At 65.6% G+C, this 19,396-nt stretch carries 17 protein-coding genes; 10 read left to right on the top strand and 7 right to left on the bottom strand.

Features of this window, described 5'->3' with window-relative positions; translation table 11 throughout:
- Window positions 1-90: 90 nt before the first annotated feature.
- A complete protein-coding gene (locus tag AC5RVY_RS03400) occupies window positions 91-783 on the bottom strand; it encodes a GNAT family N-acetyltransferase (RefSeq protein ID WP_493953281.1) in 693 nt (230 codons plus the stop codon).
- Between the two features lie 151 nt (window positions 784-934).
- Here AC5RVY_RS03400 and trhO point away from each other — a divergent pair, with 151 nt between their 5' ends.
- On the top strand, window positions 935-1,828 hold the full coding sequence (gene trhO / locus AC5RVY_RS03395) for an oxygen-dependent tRNA uridine(34) hydroxylase TrhO (protein WP_493953280.1): 894 nt from the start codon (window positions 935-937) through the stop codon (window positions 1,826-1,828).
- Between the two features lie 35 nt (window positions 1,829-1,863).
- Here trhO and AC5RVY_RS03390 read toward each other — a convergent pair whose 3' ends face one another.
- Both AC5RVY_RS03390 and AC5RVY_RS03385 read right to left on the bottom strand, forming a co-directional pair.
- The gene (locus AC5RVY_RS03390) at window positions 1,864-2,433 is read right to left on the bottom strand and encodes a DUF6023 family protein (RefSeq protein WP_493953279.1); all 570 of its coding nucleotides are present in this window, start codon (window positions 2,431-2,433) and stop codon (window positions 1,864-1,866) included.
- A gap of 38 nt (window positions 2,434-2,471) precedes the next feature.
- Window positions 2,472-2,948: a DUF6023 family protein gene (locus AC5RVY_RS03385; protein ID WP_493953278.1), complete on the bottom strand. Its 477-nt coding sequence runs from the start codon at window positions 2,946-2,948 to the stop codon at window positions 2,472-2,474.
- A gap of 78 nt (window positions 2,949-3,026) precedes the next feature.
- Between AC5RVY_RS03385 and AC5RVY_RS03380 the strand changes: the two genes are divergently transcribed.
- From AC5RVY_RS03380 to proC, 5 genes are all read left to right on the top strand, one after another.
- A complete protein-coding gene (locus AC5RVY_RS03380) occupies window positions 3,027-4,688 on the top strand; it encodes a DUF7059 domain-containing protein (RefSeq protein WP_493953277.1) in 1,662 nt (553 codons plus the stop codon).
- A 136-nt stretch (window positions 4,689-4,824) separates the two neighbouring features.
- Complete coding sequence (gene topA / locus AC5RVY_RS03375) at window positions 4,825-7,551, top strand: type I DNA topoisomerase (RefSeq protein ID WP_493953276.1); 2,727 nt, start codon at window positions 4,825-4,827, stop codon at window positions 7,549-7,551.
- Window positions 7,552-7,613: 62 nt separating this feature from the next.
- Window positions 7,614-8,033: an SseB family protein gene (locus tag AC5RVY_RS03370; protein ID WP_493953275.1), complete on the top strand. Its 420-nt coding sequence runs from the start codon at window positions 7,614-7,616 to the stop codon at window positions 8,031-8,033.
- Window positions 8,034-8,040: 7 nt separating this feature from the next.
- Complete coding sequence (locus tag AC5RVY_RS03365; protein WP_493953274.1) at window positions 8,041-9,027, top strand: Ppx/GppA phosphatase family protein; 987 nt, start codon at window positions 8,041-8,043, stop codon at window positions 9,025-9,027.
- A 287-nt stretch (window positions 9,028-9,314) separates the two neighbouring features.
- Window positions 9,315-10,148: a pyrroline-5-carboxylate reductase gene (gene proC / locus AC5RVY_RS03360; RefSeq protein WP_493953273.1), complete on the top strand. Its 834-nt coding sequence runs from the start codon at window positions 9,315-9,317 to the stop codon at window positions 10,146-10,148.
- Window positions 10,149-10,157: 9 nt separating this feature from the next.
- On the opposite strand, the gene AC5RVY_RS03355 is transcribed toward proC, so the two are convergent.
- Both AC5RVY_RS03355 and AC5RVY_RS03350 read right to left on the bottom strand, forming a co-directional pair.
- Window positions 10,158-10,796: a potassium channel family protein gene (locus tag AC5RVY_RS03355; protein ID WP_170850877.1), complete on the bottom strand. Its 639-nt coding sequence runs from the start codon at window positions 10,794-10,796 to the stop codon at window positions 10,158-10,160.
- A 40-nt stretch (window positions 10,797-10,836) separates the two neighbouring features.
- Window positions 10,837-12,270, bottom strand: a complete 1,434-nt coding sequence (locus tag AC5RVY_RS03350) for a TrkH family potassium uptake protein (protein WP_493953272.1) — start codon at window positions 12,268-12,270, stop codon at window positions 10,837-10,839.
- A 104-nt stretch (window positions 12,271-12,374) separates the two neighbouring features.
- Between AC5RVY_RS03350 and AC5RVY_RS03345 the strand changes: the two genes are divergently transcribed.
- Window positions 12,375-13,586, top strand: a complete 1,212-nt coding sequence (locus AC5RVY_RS03345) for an acetoin utilization protein AcuC (protein WP_493953271.1) — start codon at window positions 12,375-12,377, stop codon at window positions 13,584-13,586.
- Window positions 13,587-13,675: 89 nt separating this feature from the next.
- The gene (locus AC5RVY_RS03340; RefSeq protein ID WP_493953270.1) at window positions 13,676-14,296 is read left to right on the top strand and encodes an ArsR/SmtB family transcription factor; all 621 of its coding nucleotides are present in this window, start codon (window positions 13,676-13,678) and stop codon (window positions 14,294-14,296) included.
- A 78-nt stretch (window positions 14,297-14,374) separates the two neighbouring features.
- Here AC5RVY_RS03340 and AC5RVY_RS03335 read toward each other — a convergent pair whose 3' ends face one another.
- Window positions 14,375-15,715, bottom strand: a complete 1,341-nt coding sequence (locus tag AC5RVY_RS03335) for an alpha-hydroxy acid oxidase (RefSeq protein ID WP_493953269.1) — start codon at window positions 15,713-15,715, stop codon at window positions 14,375-14,377.
- Window positions 15,716-15,819: 104 nt separating this feature from the next.
- Here AC5RVY_RS03335 and AC5RVY_RS03330 point away from each other — a divergent pair, with 104 nt between their 5' ends.
- Window positions 15,820-16,521 (top strand): FadR/GntR family transcriptional regulator, encoded by a 702-nt coding sequence (locus AC5RVY_RS03330; protein ID WP_493953268.1) that lies wholly within the window; start codon window positions 15,820-15,822, stop codon window positions 16,519-16,521.
- Window positions 16,522-16,531: 10 nt separating this feature from the next.
- Here the strand turns inward: AC5RVY_RS03330 and AC5RVY_RS03325 are convergent, their stop codons facing one another.
- Window positions 16,532-17,566 (bottom strand): LacI family DNA-binding transcriptional regulator, encoded by a 1,035-nt coding sequence (locus AC5RVY_RS03325; RefSeq protein ID WP_493953267.1) that lies wholly within the window; start codon window positions 17,564-17,566, stop codon window positions 16,532-16,534.
- 381 nt (window positions 17,567-17,947) lie between these two features.
- Here AC5RVY_RS03325 and AC5RVY_RS03320 point away from each other — a divergent pair, with 381 nt between their 5' ends.
- Window positions 17,948-19,390, top strand: a complete 1,443-nt coding sequence (locus AC5RVY_RS03320) for a Gfo/Idh/MocA family oxidoreductase (protein ID WP_493953266.1) — start codon at window positions 17,948-17,950, stop codon at window positions 19,388-19,390.
- Window positions 19,391-19,396 lie beyond the last annotated feature (6 nt).

Raw genomic sequence — 19,396 nt, 5'->3', positions numbered from 1 at the left:
TGGCACGCCGGATTCGCCCTCGGGGAAACAACGCAAGAGGGAAACTGAAGGAAACGGACGAAACCGGGGAACCGTGGATACTGCCGGCACCTAGCTCAGGGACAAGTCGGACCCGTCGTGCGATGCGGACAGCATCAGGACCCGGGAAACAGTGGTCCAGCCCAGGTGCGAATAAAGCTTCTGGCCGTCAAGGGATGCCAGCAGCAGCCCGGTCTGGACATCGTGCTCAAACGCCTGCGCCGCCAGGGCCCGCATAATAAAACTGCCAAGGCCCCGCCGCTGGAAGGCCGAATTGGTGATGATCTTGTCGAAAACGGCGGTATCGCCCACCACAAATACGCGTCCGCTGGCAGCCACGGTGTCACCTGAGATCACTTCCGCATAGTGCACGCCGTCCTGTTCAGACGTCGCCAGGGAAAGATCGTCATCCGAAAGCCACGGATCTTCGGCATCCTGGGTCTCCATGTCCACGATCATCATGGCCTGGGAGTCGGAATTCACGTTCAGGCCGTGTTGCAGGGCAAGATCCGAATAGCGGGCGGGGTCGTTGGTCAGGATGGTAAGGCCCCGGGCCGGGGCTTCCGCCGTCTTCGCTGCGAGAACGGCAAACTCGGCGTCGGTGGGCTCGGAAGCGAAAAATTCCCATTCACCGCTGGTGTCAGACCGGAACACCGCGGGAAAGCGGCCTTCGGACGACGTCCGGTATCCGCGACAGCCTGCCCAACCGGCCACCCACACTTCAAGAAGGCCAGTGATGTCGTTAACCATGGTGTCCGGGCTCATGCGATGAGACTATTCCACGGCGTTCACAAGCAACAGGGGTTGGCAGGCCGGAAGTGCTGTGCTTACGCAATTGTGATGCGGCGCGGCCACCTGCCCGGCCCCGGCGGAAACGGGGCGGGCCGCAGGAACCCAAGCCGGTACCCTTAAATACGTGGCTTTGAACCGAATCGTCCTCTTTTACGGCTTTACCCCGATCGCTGATCCCGACGCCGTACGGCTGTGGCAGCGTGCCCTCTGCGAAAAGCTGGGATTGACCGGCCGCATCCTGATCTCCAAAGACGGCATCAACGCAACCGTGGGCGGCCCGATCGCCGACGTGAAGCAATACGTCAAGACCACGCGTGAGTACAAGGGATTCCACGGCATCGACGTCAAATGGTCCGACGGCGGGGCGGAGGACTTCCCGCGGCTCAGCGTCAAGGTGCGCGACGAGATCGTCTCCTTCGGCGCCCCCGGCGAACTCAGGGTGGACGCGAACGGGGTGGTGGGCGGAGGCAAGCACCTCAAGCCCGAAGAACTCCACGAACTCGTGGAAGCCAGGAAACAAGGCGGGGAAGACGTGGTGTTCTTCGACGGACGAAACGCCTTCGAAGCACAGATCGGCCGGTTCAAGGACGCCATCGTCCCCGACGTCGCCACCACCCACGACTTCATCAAGGAACTTGAGTCCGGAAAATATGACGAACTCAAGGACAAGCCGGTAGTCACCTACTGCACGGGCGGTATCCGCTGTGAAGTGCTCTCGAGTTTGATGGTCAACCGCGGCTTCAAAGAGGTGTACCAGCTGGACGGCGGAATCGTCCGCTACGGCGAAACCTTCAAGGACCAGGGCCTCTGGGAAGGCTCGCTGTACGTGTTCGACAAACGCATGCACCTCGAATTCAGCGAGGACGCCAAAACCATCGGGCAATGCGTCCGGTGCTCGGCCCCCACCAGCAAATTCGAGAACTGCTCCAACCCGAGCTGCCGAACCCTCACCCTGTACTGCGCCGAATGCGCTTCCAGCCCGGAGACCCTGCGGTGTCCTGAAGGGTGCGCCGCTTAAGTCCTGCCTGATGGGCGCGGCACCGGGAACAGCCATCACAGGCGCCGGAGACGGTAGGCGTAATTGGCCCCTGTCCTGGACTCAACGATGATGGTGAGCGCAGTTTCGGCCGAGAGGTAGATGACGTTCTCCCGGTTGATGCCGCACCGCAGGCCCAGGTCCACCAGGGTCAGCGTGTCGCTCCGGACCGTGAAGTCCACCCGCCGCTGGCTCCGGCACGTCAGTTCCAAAGCGTAGGTGCCGGTGCCAACCACGGGACTCGTCTCGCTGCGCACCTCGCCCGCGGCCAGCAGCCCGGCCGCCGCATGGACTACGGGATCGCCGGTGTCCGGCAGGCTGCGGGCCACCCACGATTCCAGTTCGGCCTGGCTGACCGGCTCGCGCTGGAGCGGATCACGGGTGAATGCCGGAGCCGGGGCCACTGTTTCTTCGGCATTAGAGGGATCAGCCCACCGGCCGTCGTCGTAGGTGTATTCACAGCCGCCCAGCGCCAGCCCCGCGGCAGACACCAGGGCCAGGACGGCGACGGCCGCAGGGTTTCGCGCCAGCGGCGGCTGGGCTGTCGGCAGGGGACTGGGCGCGGAGGATTTCCGCACACTGGGCATGATCCGACTTTAAGCCCGCTCGCCCCCGCGGGCCAGTGCTATTCGGCCGGCGTCAGTTGGTAGGCGTAGATGAGCGGAGCGTCCACACTGGAGGTGCTGATTTCCAGTTTTCCTGAATGCGGCAGCGCGATCCTGGTGATCTCGTTGCTTCCGTTGCAGGCGGCCCCGGCATCCACCACGTCTTCCCCGTCCAGTGACACCGCGAAGAAGGCTTTGCCCCCACCCTCGCACGTCGCCGTCAAGGTGTAGCGGCCGGCGCCCACGTTGGCGGCCTCCTGCACGATCCGGTTCCGGTTGAGGATTTTCCCGGCGTCCTCCAGCACGGCCCCCGGGGCCGTTGGCAGGGCGGTGGCCCGCCACGCCGGCACGTCCGCGTTCTCGATCGACACCACCGGCGAGCACCCCGCCAAGGTGACGGCCGCCAAGCTTGCGAGCACCAAAGCTCCAAGCGGCGAACGCCGCAGGGTGGAGGGCTGCTTCCGGGCGCGCGGAAGGACGGAGAGCGTTGTTGGCATACCCCCACGCTACCGCGTCGGGCCGGCGTCAAGGTGCCACCTCCCTCCGACCCCGGGCTGCCGCACTAAACTTGAGCGGTGCCTGAATCCCCATACGAGTTCACCGCCGGTAACACCCCCGACGCGCCCCGCAGCGACCTTCCGGACCTGCTCGCCGCGCTCGCCGCGGATCTGAGGGCCGTGCAGTACACACTCGACGGTGTGGCCAGCCTTCTGGGTGAATCGGCCTACACGGCGCTGAACCGGGACCAGGTCATCCCCGCGCTCCTCGCTGCCGAGCACGCAGTGCGGCGGGATGACGGCGCGAAGGCGCTTGCCGCCGTCGTCCGTCTGTGGCTCCTCGCTGAGCCGCAGCCGAAGGAAACGCTCGACGCCGCCCTGCCGGGCATCGGGGCCGAAGGCCTGCTGGCGCTGGGACTGGTGGAGCCCGGTCCGGGCACCTCGCTGCTGGCCGCCAAAGCCGACCTGCGGCCCTACGGCTGGGATGTTAATGAGGACGGCAGCGGCGGGGCGGAACTCTGGGTGGCCAGCGACCTCGCCGCGCACCAGCAGGAAGGGGTGCTCCGGCACGACCACGTGCTGGGCATCGGCCAGGCCTCCACCACCCTGGTGCAGACCACCTACCGCCGCCACACCGCACGCGCACTGGACCTGGGAACGGGCTGCGGCATCCAGGCCTTCCACCTGCTGCACCACTGCGAGCACGTCACCGCCACTGATATCTCCGAGCGCGCGCTCGCCTTTGCCCGCTTCAATATCCTGCTGAACGCGCAGGCCCTGCACGTGGACCCGGACCGGCTGGAGCAACGGGTGAGCCTGCGCCTTGGTTCGCTGCTGGAACCGGTGGCCGGCGAGGAGTTCGGCCTCGTGGTCTCCAACCCACCCTTCGTCATCACCCCGCGCAGCGTCGGGGAGGACGCCTCCGAACAGTTCACCTACCGCGACGGCGGCCTGCCCGGCGACGGGATAGTGGCGGCCCTGGTGGCGGAACTCCCGGCAGTCCTGGCTCCGGGTGGAACGGCTCAGATGCTGGGCAACTGGGAGGTGGCCCACGGCGCCGCCTGGCAGGAGCGCCCCCAGGCGTGGGTTGGTCCCGGCGTGGATGCCTGGTTCATCCAGCGCGAACAGGTCAGCCCGGAGCAGTATGCGGAAACGTGGCTGCGGGACGCCTCCGAGGCCCGGGACCGGGACCATTACCGGGACGCCTACGAGGCATATCTTGCCGACTTTGCGTCAAGGAACGTGGCGGGAATCGGATTCGGCATGGTGCTGCTGCGACGGCCCCTCACGCCGGGGCCAGCCAACTTTAACCGGTTTGAGGAAATCACCTATCCCATCGAGCAGCCCATTGGCCCGCACCTGGGTGCTGCCCTGGAGCGGCAGGACTGGCTGGCGGCCAACAATATCGAGGACGCGCACCTGCTGGTGGCGGACGACGTGACTGAGGAGCGCCACCAGCGGCCGGGCGCCGAGCATCCGGGTGTGATCCTGCTCCGCCAGGGCGCCGGCCTGCGACGGACCAACCTGCTCAGCACCGAACTGGCCGGGTTTGTTTCTGCCTGCGACGGGGACCTGACTGCCGGCCAGATCGCCGGTGCGCTGGAGGCGCTGCTGGGAGGGGGCCTGGGCGGCGGCCCGGGTGGCGATGAAGCGTTCGACGCCAGCGGATTCCGGGCCGGTTTGCTCGCCGACGCAGCCAACCTGGTCCGCGACGGCTTCCTGATTCCAGCCACTGATTAAGGAAAGGCAGGGGGAGCGGGAGGGAGTCCCGCCCATCCCCCTCTTTTCCACATGGATGCGCACATTTCTGCAAAATATGGTGAACTAGGCCAGTATGGGCGCATCTGCCCGAGCAACCTTTTTCTGTAGGAGCACCGTGCCAAGCAAGGCCAAAACCGGCAAGAAACTCGTGATTGTGGAGTCTCCGGCCAAGAGCAAGACCATCGCCAAGTACTTGGGCGAGGGCTTCATCGTCGAGGCCTCCATCGGTCACATCCGCGACCTGCCGCAGCCGTCCGAACTCCCCGCCGAGCTGAAGAAAACCTCTGTGGGCAAGTTCGCCGTCGATATTGAGCACGACTTCAAGCCTTATTACGTGGTGTCCCCGGACAAAAAGAAAAAGGTGACCGAGCTCAAGGCTGCGCTCAAGGACGCCGACGAACTTTACCTCGCAACCGATGGGGACCGCGAGGGCGAAGCCATCGCGTGGCACCTGCTCGAAGTGCTCAAGCCCAAGGTCCCGGTGTACCGGATGACGTTCGGCGAAATCACCAAGGAAGCCATCCAGCGCGCCATGGGCAACCTGCGCGATGTGGACACGGCGCTGGTGGACGCCCAGGAGACCCGCCGCGTCCTGGACCGCCTGTACGGCTACGAAATCTCCCCGGTGCTGTGGCGCAAGGTGGCACGCGGCCTGTCCGCCGGCCGCGTGCAGTCAGTGGTAACGCGCATGGTGGTGGACCGCGAACGCGAACGTATGGCCTTCAAGGCTGCCTCCTACTGGGACCTCACGGGCCAGTTCGGCGCCGACGCCGGCTCCTTCAAAGCCAAGCTCGCCGCTGTTGACGGTGCCAAAGTGGCCAGCGGCCGGGACTTCAACGACGACGGCGTCCTCACCTCAAAAAACGTGGCGCACCTCAACGAGGAGCTGGCAACGTCCCTGGCAGCCGGGCTGCAGAACGCCGAGTTCCGCGTCCGCTCCGTTGACACCAAGCCGTATACCCGCCGTCCGGCAGCCCCCTTCACCACCTCCACCCTGCAACAGGAAGCGGGCCGGAAGCTGAGGTTCTCGTCCAAGAGCACCATGCAGGTGGCCCAACGGCTGTACGAAAACGGCTACATCACCTATATGCGTACGGACTCCTCGGCGCTGAGCGACGAAGCCGTCACGGCCGCCCGCCGCCAGGCCTCCGAGCTGTACGGCCCCGAGTACATCCCGCAGTCCCCCCGCGTGTATACCGGCAAGGCAGCCAACGCACAGGAAGCCCACGAGGCCATCCGTCCCGCCGGTGACTCCTTCCGCACTCCGGCGCAGGTGGCCAAGCAGCTTTCCGGCGACGAGTTCCGCCTCTATGAACTGATCTGGAAGCGCACGGTCGCCTCGCAGATGGCTGATGCCAAGGGTTCGACCGCCACCATCCGGCTGGGTGCCGTGGCTTCCGACGGCCGTGACGCCGAGTTCTCCGCCTCCGGCACAGTGATCACGTTCCCCGGTTTCCTGGCAGCCTACGAGGAAGGCAAGGACGAGACCCGCGGCGACGACGAGTCCGACGAAGCCCGCCGCCTGCCGAACGTTGCCAAGGGCGACCCACTCACCGCAGCCGACATCATCGCCATCGGCCACGAAACGTCCCCGCCGCCGCGCTACACGGAAGCCTCGCTGACAGCAGAGCTGGAGAAGAAGGGCATCGGCCGCCCGTCCACGTACGCCTCCACCATCTCCACCATCCAGGACCGCGGCTACGTCCGGAAACAAGGCTCCGCGCTGGTTCCCAGCTGGATTGCCTTCTCCGTGATCCGGCTGCTGGAACAGCACTTCAGCGACTACGTGGACTACGAATTCACCGCTGACATGGAAGGCGACCTGGATAAGATCGCCAATGGCCAGGCCGCGGGCGCCTCCTGGCTCCGGCACTTCTACTTTGGCGAGGACTCCGATCCGGGCCTGCTGAGCATCGTTAACAACCTCGGCGAAATCGACGCGCGGGAAATCAACTCCATCCCCATCACGGACGAAATCACGCTCCGGGTAGGCAAATTCGGTCCCTACCTTGAAAGCTCCGCCGCCACGGTCGACCCGAAGACCGGGGAAATCGTGGAATCGGCGCGGGCCAATGTGCCCGAGGACCTCGCCCCGGATGAACTGACCGCGGCGAAAGCTATTGAACTGATGGAGACGGCGGCTCCCGAGGAGCGGGTGCTGGGGACCGACCCGCACACCGGCCACACCATCGTGGCCAAGAACGGCCGCTACGGCGCCTACGTCACCGAGATCATTCCCGAGATGACAGAGGAACAGATCGCCGCCCAGCCGGTGGAGTACTACAAGAACGGCAAGCCGAAGCCGCCCAAGAAGCCGGTCAAGGCCAAGCCGCGCACGGGCTCGCTGTTCAAGTCCATGACCGTTGAGTCGGTGACCCTGGATGAGGCACTTGCGCTGATGAGCCTGCCCCGCGTTCTGGGGGAGGACGCCGAAGGCAACCTCATTACCGTCCAGAACGGCCGGTTTGGTCCGTACTTGAAGAAGGGTACCGACTCCCGTTCCATCGGGTCGGAGGAGGAGATCTTCACCATCACGATGGAACAGGCGCTGGAGATCTACTCGCAGCCGAAGCAGCGCGGCGCCCGTGCCGCGGTGCCGCCGTTGGCCGAGTTTGGCCCGGACCCGGTGTCGGAGAAGAACATCGTGGTGAAGGAAGGCCGTTTCGGGCCCTACATCACTGATGGAATCACCAACATTACGGTCCCCCGCGCCACCTCGCTGGAGGAACTGACGCGTGAGCAGGCTGTTGAGCTCCTCGCCGAGAAGCGTGCCAAGGGACCGGTCAAGCGCACTGCCGCCCGCAAGGCTCCGCCCAAGAAGAAGGCGGCTGCGAAAAAGTAGCTTCGGTCCGCAGCAAGCATGGCCGAATTGCGGTGGAGGGCCCAACGTGGTCGAGTTGTCACATGACTGAACAACCCGGAATTGCCGATCCCGCTCCGCTTAATGACCTTGAGGAGAAGCTCGCCAAGGGCGGACAGCCTGATGCCAGTCCCGTGGACGTCATCCTGTCCTTCCTGAACAGCGAGGTCTACATCGTCAGCTCGGACTCCATCGAAGGCGCCGATTCCCAGGTGGAGCCGCTGGTCCTCGCCAACGCCGACGGCGATCCCGTCCTCGCGGTCTTCTCCCACCCCAGCCGGGTGGACCAGCAGTACTTGGATGCGGCGCCCAACGTTCTCGGAACCCAGGGTGCAGCCATCATCGCCAACATCGGAGACGAGTTGGGAATGGTCATCAACCCGGGCGCGGCCTACGGCTTTGAGATCAACCCCGAAGGCGTGGCCAACATCAAACGCGACTTCAAGCGCGCCGACGGGGAATAATGGCACCATGCGGCTAGGCGTCCTCGATATCGGGTCCAACACTGTCCATCTTCTGCTGGTGGATGCCCACCCCGGCGCGCGGCCAGTGCCCTTCGCGTCACACAAGCGTCCGCTCTCCCTGGTCCAGTACCTGGAGCCGGACGGCAGCATCAGCGACGCCGGCCAGCACGAACTCACTGAATTCGTCCTGGAAGCGTGGGAATTCGCCGCCCGGCACAAGGCCGAGGACCTCCTGGCGTTCTGTACCTCCGCCATCCGGGAGGCCACGAACGGCCCCGACGTCCTGGCCCGCGTCAAGCACGAAACCACCGTCACGCTGCAGGAGCTGACGGGCAGTGAAGAAGCGTCCATGACCTTCTTCGCCGTACGCCGCTGGCATGGCTGGGGCGCCGGACCCATCCTCAACCTGGACATCGGCGGCGGCTCCTTTGAAATGGCGTTTGGCCAGGATGAGCTGCCGGAAGTAGCCACCTCCGTACCGCTGGGAGCCAGCCGCCTCACCCGGGACTGGCTTGCCGAAGACCCGCCGTCGGCAAAAAGCGTCAAGGAGCTGCGGCGCTACATCCAGGCCACGCTCAAACCCGCGGTGCGGGAATTTGACGGGCTGGGGCGGGCAAACGTCGTCGCGGGAACCTCCAAGACCTTCCGGTCCCTGGCCCGCATCGCCGGGGCTGCACCGAGCGCGGCCGGTCCGTACGTCAAGCGGGAGCTGAACGGTTCCGATCTTGGCGTGTGGGCGCAGCGTATCTCTGCGATGAAAGTTGAGGACCGTCTGCACCTGCCCGGGGTTTCCGAGGCGCGGGCGCACCAGTTGCTTGCCGGGGCCCTGGTGGCGGAGGCGGCACTGGAGCTGTTCAAGTTCAAGAAGATCAAGATCTGTCCCTGGGCGTTGCGCGAAGGCCTGATCCTGCGCCGGCTCGACCAGCTGGTGTTCTCCGGGCCCCTGGAGTTGGCCCCGCACGTTGCGCCCGCGGTGGTGCAGGCCGCCGTCTGAGCGCGCCGCGCGCCGAAACCTCGGCTTAAAAGCGGAAGCACCGGCGGCCGCGACAGGAAAATGGGGGAAAACCTGTTGCGTACGCCGGTGCCCTGGCAGGCATCCCCATGCCTGCCGCATCACTCGCACCCTCAATGAGGTACTAACTACTGTAGGGACGCCACTTGTGAGGAAGCTGCACCCTACATGTGAGCCACCTGTGAATCTGGTTTCCCCTCCCTTCGCAGTAAAGAATCTGCCGCAGTAAAGAATCTGCGCCTGCGGGATCAAACTGCAATGATGGAGCCATGAGCAACCGAATCGCATTCCTTGGCTGTGGGTCCATGAACGAGGCCATCCTTGGCGGCCTGCTGGAAGCCGGGACGGACCCGGCTGACGTTGTAGCCACCGTCCGGCGCGCAGAGCGTGCCGCGGAACTGGCCGAGCGCTACCACGGCATCACCGCGATCGCCGGTGAGGAAGAGCCGGACAACAACAAGCAGGCCAGCAAGGGGTCCGCCGTCGTGATTCTGGGTGTGAAACCCGTAGGCGTTGCCGCACTGGCGCGGGAGATCAGCCCGGCACTGGCGCCGGACACCGTCGTGGTGAGCGTGGCCGCGGCCGTTTCGATCGCCCAGCTGGAGGCTGCCCTCCCTCCCGGCCAGCCGGTGATCCGCACCATGCCCAACACTCCCGCGAAGCTGGGGCGCGGGGTTGTTTCGGTCTCGCCGGGCACCAACTGCACGCCGGAACAGGTCCAGAAGGTGAAGGACATCCTGCAAGGCGCCGGAACCGTTGTTGAGGTGCCCGAGGAGCAGGTGGATGCCCTTTCGGCCATCAGCGGCTCAGGACCGGCCTACGCCTTCTACCTGGCCGAGGCGATGGCAGCCGCAGGACAGGAGCTCGGCCTGGACGCGGAACTGTCCCTGCTCCTGGCCCGGGAAACCGTGGCTGGCGCCGGATTCATGCTCGCCGAGCCTGGGGCAGACCCGGCCGCTCTGCGGAAGGCCGTGACCAGCCCGAACGGCACCACCGAGCGGGCCATCGCAACCTTCGACGAACGGGGCATCCCGTCCATCATCGCCGCAGGCGCACGCGCAGCAGCGGACCGGGCAGCAGAAATCACCAAGCAGCTCGGCTAACCCCGCAAATCACGGCCGGGCGGCGAAGCGTTCCAGCAGGTCCACGTGCCCTGACACGATCAGCATGTCCCGGGAGGACACTTTGGTTTCCGGCCGCGCATACGTGAAGTCCTCGCCCGGCGACTTCACGCCCACGATCGTCACACCGTATTTGGACCGGACCTTGGACTCATCCAGGGTGAACCCCACCGTTTCGCGCGGCGGGTACATCTTTACGATGGCGAAATCGTCGTCGAACTCGATGAAGTCCAGCATGCGCCCGGAAACGAGGTGGGCGGCCCGGACTCCGGCGTCGGCCTCCGGGTAGATCACGTGGTTGGCGCCGATGCGGGTGAGGATTTTGCCGTGCGAGGGCGTAATGGCCTTGACCCACAGGTGCTCGATGCCGAGATCCACAAGGTTGACGGTGATCAGCACCGAGGATTCGATGGACGTGCCAACACCCACCACTGCAGAGCTGAACTCCTGCGCCCCGAGTTGGCGAAGGGCATCGATATTGGTCGCATCGGCCTCCACCACATGCGTCAGCAGGGGCGCGAACTTCTGCACCAGGCTGCGGTCACGCTCGATGGCGAGCACTTCCCGGCCCTGCTTGACCAGCTGCTCGGCGGTCGAGGAACCGAAGCGGCCCAGCCCGATGACCAGCACGGGCGCATTGTGGGCGGGCCGCCGGGGAGCGTCTGGGGAACTAGCCAATGATGGGCCTCTCTTCGGGGTAGTGGTACAACTGGCTGCGCTGGCGCAGGGCCAGGGCGGCGGCAAGGGTCACGGTGCCCACACGGCCTGCGAACATCAGCGCCGTGAGGACATACACGCCCGACGGCGCCACCTCCGCACTGAGGTTGGTGCTCAGGCCGACGGTGGCAAACGCGGAAATGGTTTCGAACAGCACCCGGTCCAGGGAAGCGCCACTGATGTGCAGCAGCAGGAACGCGGACACGGACACCAGGGTGGCGCCGGCCACGATCACCGAGATGGCGACTCGCATGCTGCCCTGCGGGATAGTCCTGCCGTAGACCTTCACGTCGGCGTCACCGCGTGCTTCGGCAATAATGGCCAGGAACATCACGGCGATGGTGGTCACCTTGATGCCGCCGGCGGTGGATGCGGACCCGCCGCCGGCGAACATCAGTGCATCCGTCAGCAGCATGGTGGTGGATTCCATCTGGTTCTGGTCCACCAGGTTGAAGCCGCCGGACCGGGTCATCACCGAAGCGAACAACGCATGGGTGATCTTGTCACCCAGGTCCATGGAACCGATGGTGCGGGCGTTGTCCCACTCCATCAACGCCCACAGGAACATGCCCGCCGCCAGCAGGATGAAGGACACCTGGATGGTGAGCTTGGTGTGCAGGTTCCACTTTTTCCAGTTCAGGCCGTTCTGTTGCAGGACCATCACCACGGGAAATCCGAGGCTGCCCAGGAACACCCCCAGCATCAGGGGAACCAGGATCCACAGGTCGGTCTCATACGGCACGATGCCGTCCGAGTGCGGCGTGAAACCGGCGTTGTTAAAGGACGAGATGGCATAGAAGATGCCGTGCCAGACGGACTGCCAGAAGGGCTCGCCCAACGTCAGGAACCGGGGGACCAGTGCCAGCGCAAGGGTGCCTTCGATAACCATGGAGGTGGTGATCACGATCCGCAGCAGGGTACCCACTTCGCCCAGCCGGCCTGCGTTATTCATGGATTCGGCCGCAATAATCTTGCCGCGCACCCCAAGCCGCTTGCTCACCATCAGCGCCAGCAGCGACGCCAGGGTCAGGGTGCCGAGGCCTCCGATGAAGATGCCGATCAGGATCACCAGCTGGCCGAAGAAGGACCAATGGACCGCCGTCGACACCACCGTCAGGCCCGTCACGCACACAGCGGAAACGGCGGTGAACATCGCCTGGTGCAGCGGGGTGGCCGTGCCGGTGGCGGACGAGATGGGCAAGGAGAGCAGGAACGTGAACACCAGGCAGACGGCGGCGAACGCGCTGAGGGCGAGCCGGGCCGGCGAAGTGTTGGCAATATCGTCAATGAAGTCGCGCAGCCGGGTGAAGATCCAAAGGCCTTCCCGGTCCTGCGCGGCGGGATGCCAGCTGGCCGGGTTCCGGGGCCTCGCCTGGCTTTGCGTCATGTGTGGCTTTTCCTCGGTCGAATCTGCTTCCCTCAGTAGTAAACCACTTATGCCCGCGTAATGGCCGGGCGGGAAGGGCTGCAGGCTCGGGTAGCCTGTGATTGATGACATATCTGCCCGGTCTCAGCCAGCCCGCGCCGCCGACGACGGTGGCGTGGGGTGCTGACATGACCGCCTACAATTTCGGTCCGGGGCACCCGATGGCGCCTGAGCGGATGGACCTGACGGCACGCCTGGCCAGCAGTTTGGGGTTGTTCGACCTCGCGCATGTCTCCGTGGAGGCTCCATCTGTGGCCACCGACGCGGAACTCGAGTCCGTGCACTCAGCCGAATTCGTGGCAGCGGTCCGCAGGGTCAGCGACGACCCTTACGCAACCGACGAATCGCGCGGCCTCGGCACCGAGGATGATCCTGCGTTCGCGGGGATGCACGAGGCCGCGGCCAGGCTGGCCGGCGGCTCCCTGCTCGCCGCATCGAAGATCCTGGACGGCTCGGCCCTGCACGCGGTCAACTTCGGCGGCGGCATGCACCACGCCTCGCGGGACCGGGCCAGCGGGTTCTGCATCTACAACGACGCCGCACTGGCCGTGCAGAAGCTGCTCGACGGCGGGATCAGCAAGGTGGCATACCTTGACGTTGACGCCCACCACGGGGACGGAACGGAAAGCATCTTCTGGGACGACCCGCGGGTGCTCACGATATCCCTGCACGAAAGCGGCCTCACCCTTTTCCCCGGCACCGGGTTCGCCAACGAGATCGGCGGTCCCGCAGCGGAGGGAACGGCGGTCAACATCGCCCTGCCTTCAGGCACAGGCGACGCCGGCTGGCTGCGGGCCTTCCACGCGGTGGTGCCCCAGCTTGTGGCAGCCTTCCACCCCGAGGTGATCGTCAGCCAGCATGGCTGTGACTCGCACCGGACGGATCCCCTCACGCACCTCAACCTCAGTGTGGACGGGCAACGGGAAGCAGCCACCGCCGTCGGAAACCTTGCCGCCCGCTACTGCGGCAACCGCTGGATTGCTACCGGCGGCGGCGGGTACAACGTGCTGCGGGTGGTGCCGCGGTCGTGGAGCCACCTGATTGCCATCGCTGCGGGCCGGCCGGTGCCGCTGCGGACTGCTGTCCCGGAGGACTGGCGCACCTACGTTGAGGAGAAGTTCGGTGCCGCGGCACCTGGCCTGATGGGCGATGACGTGGAGCTCTGGTGGCGGTCCTGGGAAGTGGGATTCGATCCCAACGACGCCGTTGACCGCACCGTAATGGCCACCCGCAAGGCGGTTTTTCCACTGCACGGACTCGACCCCTGGTTCGACTAAATCCACCCCTTCCAAGTGGCTCTTCCCAATGGCGCTGACCGGCGAAATAGTTGATGCCTTTCGACGTATATGTCGCTAGGGTGGGAGGCATGGTGACAGACGACGTATTTGCCGTCATAGCGGAATCGACCCGGCGGGACATCCTGGCCTCCCTTCGTTCCGGAGACAAGGCCGTGGGTGAACTCGTGGAGGAACTGGCGGCGAGCCAGCCCACCATTTCCAAGCACCTTAAAGTCCTGCGTGAAGCGCAGCTGGTCAGCATGAGGGCGCAAGGCCAGAAGCGCTACTACGCGTTGAACCGCGAGCCGCTGGAAGGGATCGCCAGCTGGCTGGAAACGTTCGACGTCGGCTCGGCCGCCGCGGCATCAAAGTCACCTGCCGCCCCCGGCGCAGGCGCAGGCGCCCTCTTTCGGGAAGAAGCTTCCGCATTGTCCCCAGGAGCAACGGGGGAAGCCCCGGCCCGGTTCGCGCAGGCGAAGGACCACAGGGCAGCGGATGCCGTGGCAGCGGACGCTGTCTCCGCCGGCGTCCTGACGCCCGACGGCGCCGACCTGAGCCCCGCCGTCGTCATCCCCGGTGGAACGGCTGCGCCGCTCAGTGACGACAGTGTGCCCCAGCAGATCGGCCGGACCGTGGGCCGCGCTGCCACCAAGGCCGCAGACCTGCTGGCGAACCTTCCGAACCTGCCCAAGTTCGGCCGCAAGAAGTAGCCGCCTCAGCAAGTGAGCAGCACCACGTGCCGTTCTGGGCGATCAGAACCGCACGTGGCGCTACTTGGTCGAGGGGACCTACTTGTTCAGCAGGCGCACGTGGTCCGGGGTGAGCTCCGAGATCTTGCTGACGCCCAGCAGCGCCATGGTGCGGGCCATGTCCTTCTCCAGGATCTGCAGCGTGCGGTCCACGCCTGCGCGGCCGCCGGCCATCAGCCCGTACAGATAGGCGCGTCCAATGAGCGTGAAATCTGCTCCCAAGGCCAGGGCCGCCACGATATCCGCGCCGCTCATGATGCCGGTATCGAGCATGATCGCCGCGTTGGTGTTGTCCGCGGTGAACGCCTGCTTAACCTCGGGGAGCAGGTGGAACGGGATGGGTGCCCGGTCCAGCTGGCGGCCGCCGTGGTTGGACAGGACCACACCGTCCGCGCCGTGGTCCACAACACGGCGGGCGTCCTCTACGGTCTGGATGCCCTTGACCACGAGCTTGCCCTTCCAGGTTTCCCGCAGCCAGTCGAGGTCCTCGAAAGTGAGGGTGGGATCGAACATTGAGTTGATCAGGTCCGCCACCGTGCCGGTATAGCGGGAGAGCGAGGCGAAGGTCAGCGGCTCATGGGTGAGGAAGTTGAACCACCAGGCGGGGCGGTATGAAGCATCCAGCACGGTCTTCACGGTCAGTGCCGGCGGGATGGTCATGCCGTTGCGCACGTCGCGGAGGCGGGCGCCGGCCACTGCAGTGTCCACCGTGACCATCAGGGTGTCGTTGCCGGCCTTGGCGGCACGTTCGATCAGCTCCAGGGAGCGGTCGCGGTCCGTCCACAAATACAACTGGAACCAGTTGCGGCCGTTGGGGGCGGCGGCGGCGACGTCTTCGATGGAAGCGGTGCCCATGGTGGAGAGGGTGTAGGGGATGCCGGCGGCCTCGGCTGCCTGGGACCCGGCGTACTCGCCTTCGGACTGCATCATGCGGGTGAAGCCGGTGGGAGCGATACCGACGGGGAGCCGGGACGGCTTCCCCAGGATCTCGGTGCTTAGGTCGATGGCGGAAACATTCCGGAGGATACCGGGACGGAACTCGATGTCCAGGAAGGCCTGGCGGGCGCGGCGAAGGGTGATTTCCTCTTCGGCGGCACCGTCCGTGTAGTCGAAAGGTGCCTGCGGGGTGCGGCGCTTGGCGATGTCGCGCAACTCCCAAATGGTGCTGGCGCGCTTGAGCCGGGCTTCCTTGCTGAACTCGGGCTTTTTGAACTGCATCAACGGGGCCAGGTCCGAGTACTTGGGAATGCGCCGCTTCAGGGCAGCGGGAACAGCGGAAGCGGTGGCCGGGGCGGCGCGAGCCGCAGGCGTGGCCGGGATATCCGTGGCATCCGGAGCCGGGGTGGTTTCGGGGTTGTTGGGCTGGATGGTGTGGGTCATGGCGTCCTCCGTTGGGCGGTGACAGGGGAGTCAGGTTCGAGGCTCGATGTGGTCTAACCACACTCTAGGCCATGTGGTCCAACCACATCAACTACTATTGCTGCATGAAGACCCATCAACTTGTCCTCGCCTGGATCGAGACCGAGCTTTCCGAGGGGCGGCTGGCAGTGGGTGGGCGGCTTCCGGCCGAGCGTTCCCTTGCCGAGCAACTGCAGGTGTCCCGGACCTCCGTGCGCGAGGCCATCAGGATCCTGGAGGCCATGGGCGTGGTACGGGCGGGTGTGGGGTCCGGTCCCGATGCCGGGACGGTTGTCATTTCAGATCCGACGGCGGCACTCGGCTCAGCGTTGCGGCTGCACGTGGCCACGCAGCACCTCCCCGTGGCGGACATCGTGGAAACACGGATGCTGCTTGAGTCATGGGCGGTCTCCCACGCCAAGCCCGGCTCACCGGAGCTGGCAGGTGCTGCCCGGCTGTTGGACGAGATGGACGCCGAAGCGGTGGAGGTGGATGAGTTCCTGGCCCTGGATGTCCGTTTCCACCTTGCGCTCGCGGACGCCGCCGGCAATGCCGTGGTCAGCGCCATGATGGGGTCGCTGCGCGAATCCATTACCGGCTACGCGTCCCGCCTCACCGCTAACCTGCCCGATTGGGAGACCACCGCTGCGCGGCTGCGGGCGGAGCACCATGACATCCTGGCCGCCGTCCGGAATGGCGACGGCGAACGGGCGGCAAAGCTTGTTGCCGCCCACATCGAGGGCTACTACCGGGAAGCCGGGCTCGGCCCCGGGAAGCTGGAGCCCTAGTCGGCCGTCGTCAGCCGTGCACGGCTGAGCGCGGTGCCTTGGCCGGTCCGCTGCTGGCCCTGACCTGGAGGCGGGGCTGGTAGCGGCTTCCGGGTGCGTCGTTCTCTTCCTTGCGGATCTGCGCGCGCAGCTGGTGCCAGGCCTGCTCACCCAGTTCGGTGATGGGCACGGCCGCAGTGGTGAGGGCGGGGGTGGTGTATTTGGCGAAAGGGATGTCATCGAAGCCCGTGACGGAAATATCGCCGGGCACATCCAGCCCCCGCTCGTGCAGCCCACTCATCAGGCCCATGGCCACCAGGTCGTTGAAGGCGAGGATGCCGGTGGCGCCGCTGTCCAGCACCGCGTCCACGGCGTCATGTCCGGTGTCGAAGTCCGAGCCGCCTTCCAGCATCCGCACATCCACTTGGGGGTGGGCAGCCTTGAACGCTTCCAGGCCCTTGAGCCGCATGCCGTTGGACGCGCTGCGGGGCGGGCCGGCAAGGAATGCCAGCCGGGTGTGGCCCAGATCCACCAGGTGCTCGGCCAGGTCCTGCACGCCCTGCCCGTAATCCACTACCAGGCTGGGAACGTCCGCTGCCGCCGTGGTCCGGTTGATCAGCACCAGGGGCTGCAGGGAGGGTGCGATTTCCTCCAGTTCGGCGTCTGTCATGCGGGGTGCACACAGCACCAGGCCATCACAGCGCCTGCGGGCCTCACTGGCAAGGATGGTTTCCTCACTGGACACCTCAAAGGAATCGGCGATCAGGACGCGGTAACCGTCCTGGGCGGCAGCCCGGCTCAGGCCGCGGAGGATTGCCTGGAAGGTGGGGTTCGCGAGGTCCGGCACCACAATCCCGATGGTGTCGGTCTTGCCTAGGGCGAGGCTCCTGCCGACGGGGTTGGGCTGGTACTTCAGTTCGGCGGCGGCCGCCCGGACGCGCGCGGCAATGTCCGGATCCACTGTGAAATTCCCGTTCATCACCCGGGACACCGTGGCGTGGGAAACCCCTGCCTTGACGGCAACATCAGCGATGCCGATCCTGCCGGTTGCCGATCTCCTGACCATGGTGGTCCCCTTCGTTTGCGCCGCGGGCCGTGACCGTGCGCGTGCTGCTGCTGCCGCGGACGTGATGCTGCGGCGGGCCTATTCCTGCCGCCGTTGCGGCGGCTTATTGCTCACAGCATATAACGAGGCAGGAAACCGATTTCTAACCTTTTCCCAATTTTTCCCGCAAGATTTTTACCGCTCGACCCGTGTGGACCCCTCGCGGTCACTGGAAAACGCTTTCTCTCAGTACCCATAATGGTTGACGAATGCCGGTCAGGGTTGGTACAAATCTAGTAACGAACTGAGAAACCGCTTTCTTGCGCAGGTGCAGCAAGGCGTCGTGTCTCGGACCTCAGTGGCCGCTGGTGCGGTCAGTAGACAGCTTTCGAAAGGGACCTCATGGTCAACACAGCCGAGTCGAGTACTGCAGGGACGGCAGCAGCCGCGGAGACTGCCACCGCCCTTGGCGCTGCAGCCGGACGCGGCGGCAAAGCCCGCATCGCCCTTATCGGCACCGGCGGCCGTTCCGAGATGTACATCCGCGCCATCTTCGGCAAGCACTCAGATACCGCTGAACTTGTCGCATTTTCGGATGTGAACCCGGGCCGTGTGGAGTTCTACCAGCAACTGATCCAGGAACTCGGGGCGCCGGGACCGCTCGCTTCCTTTGATCCGGCGGAGCTCACCGCCTTCATCCAGGCCAACAACATTGACCGCGTCATCGTCACCACACCGGACTACACCCACGCCGACTACATCGTCGAGGGACTGCGCGCCGGCGCGGACGTCGTCGTCGAAAAGCCCCTGACCATCGATGCAGAGGGCTGCCGCCGCATCACCCAGGCCGTGCACGAGACCGGCCGCAACGTGGTGGTCACTTTCAACTACCGCTACTCACCGCGCAACAGCGCGCTCAAGGAGATCATCCAAAGCGGCGTGATCGGCAAGGTTACCTCCATCGACTTCAGCTGGGTCCTGGACACGGTCCACGGCGCGGACTACTTCCGCCGCTGGCACCGGGAGAAGAAGAACTCCGGCGGCCTGCTGATCCACAAGGCGTCCCACCACTTCGACCTCGTCAACTGGTGGATCGACGACGTCCCCGAGCGGGTCTTCGCTTCCGGCGGCCTGAAGTTCTACGGCGACAAGAACGCCGCCGAGCGGGGCCTGGGACCCCGACCCGAACGCGGCACCCCTGACGCCGATGCCCCGGCCACCGCTGAAAAGGATCCCTTCACCCTGGACCTGCGGGAGGACGAGCGGCTCAAGGCGCTCTTCCTGGACAACGAGCACTACGACGGCTACCGCCGCGACCAGGACGTCTTCACCGGCGGCATCACCATCGAAGACAACCTCGCGCTGGTAGTGGAATACCAGGGCGGCCCGCGCCTGAGCTACTCGCTGAACGCCCACAGCCCCTGGGAGGGCTACCGGGTAGCGGTCAACGGCACCGAAGGCCGCGCCGAACTGGAGGTGGTGGAACGCGCCGCCGTTACCAGCAGCACGGACAAAAAGACCGTGGTGGACCCCAGCGCTACGCCCATTGAGGAAGATGACGCCATCCGCCGCAACGGCGAGCGCCTGGTGGTCCAGCGCCACTGGGAAGCAGCCTACGAGGTGCCGATCGTCAACGGCGAAGGCGGCCACGGCGGCGGTGACGAGCTCCTGCTCTCGGACCTCTTCAACGGACCCGGGGAGGACCCGCTGGGCCGGCCCTCGGGCTACCTTGACGGGCTGCGGTCCGTCTCGGTCGGCATCGCCGGCAACCGCTCCCTCGAGACCTCCCTGCCCGTACGCATCGAGGACCTGGACCTCGGCGTCGACCTCCACCGCGGCAAGTGACCGCGG

The sequence above is a fragment of the Arthrobacter sp. Ha26 genome (assembly GCF_059091705.1).
This window is presented reverse-complemented; position numbering and strand designations above follow the sequence as displayed.

Coding starts and splice junctions, on each gene's coding strand:
- AC5RVY_RS03400 (WP_493953281.1), bottom strand. CDS start 783: ATGAGCCCGGACACCATGGTTAACGACATCACTGGCCTTCTTGAAGTG.
- AC5RVY_RS03390 (WP_493953279.1), bottom strand. CDS start 2,433: ATGCCCAGTGTGCGGAAATCCTCCGCGCCCAGTCCCCTGCCGACAGCC.
- AC5RVY_RS03385 (WP_493953278.1), bottom strand. CDS start 2,948: ATGCCAACAACGCTCTCCGTCCTTCCGCGCGCCCGGAAGCAGCCCTCC.
- AC5RVY_RS03370 (WP_493953275.1), top strand. CDS start 7,614: ATGACTGAACAACCCGGAATTGCCGATCCCGCTCCGCTTAATGACCTT.
- AC5RVY_RS03365 (WP_493953274.1), top strand. CDS start 8,041: ATGCGGCTAGGCGTCCTCGATATCGGGTCCAACACTGTCCATCTTCTG.
- proC (WP_493953273.1), top strand. CDS start 9,315: ATGAGCAACCGAATCGCATTCCTTGGCTGTGGGTCCATGAACGAGGCC.
- AC5RVY_RS03350 (WP_493953272.1), bottom strand. CDS start 12,270: ATGACGCAAAGCCAGGCGAGGCCCCGGAACCCGGCCAGCTGGCATCCC.
- AC5RVY_RS03345 (WP_493953271.1), top strand. CDS start 12,375: ATGACATATCTGCCCGGTCTCAGCCAGCCCGCGCCGCCGACGACGGTG.
- AC5RVY_RS03340 (WP_493953270.1), top strand. CDS start 13,676: ATGGTGACAGACGACGTATTTGCCGTCATAGCGGAATCGACCCGGCGG.
- AC5RVY_RS03335 (WP_493953269.1), bottom strand. CDS start 15,715: ATGACCCACACCATCCAGCCCAACAACCCCGAAACCACCCCGGCTCCG.
- AC5RVY_RS03330 (WP_493953268.1), top strand. CDS start 15,820: ATGAAGACCCATCAACTTGTCCTCGCCTGGATCGAGACCGAGCTTTCC.
- AC5RVY_RS03325 (WP_493953267.1), bottom strand. CDS start 17,566: ATGGTCAGGAGATCGGCAACCGGCAGGATCGGCATCGCTGATGTTGCC.
- AC5RVY_RS03320 (WP_493953266.1), top strand. CDS start 17,948: ATGGTCAACACAGCCGAGTCGAGTACTGCAGGGACGGCAGCAGCCGCG.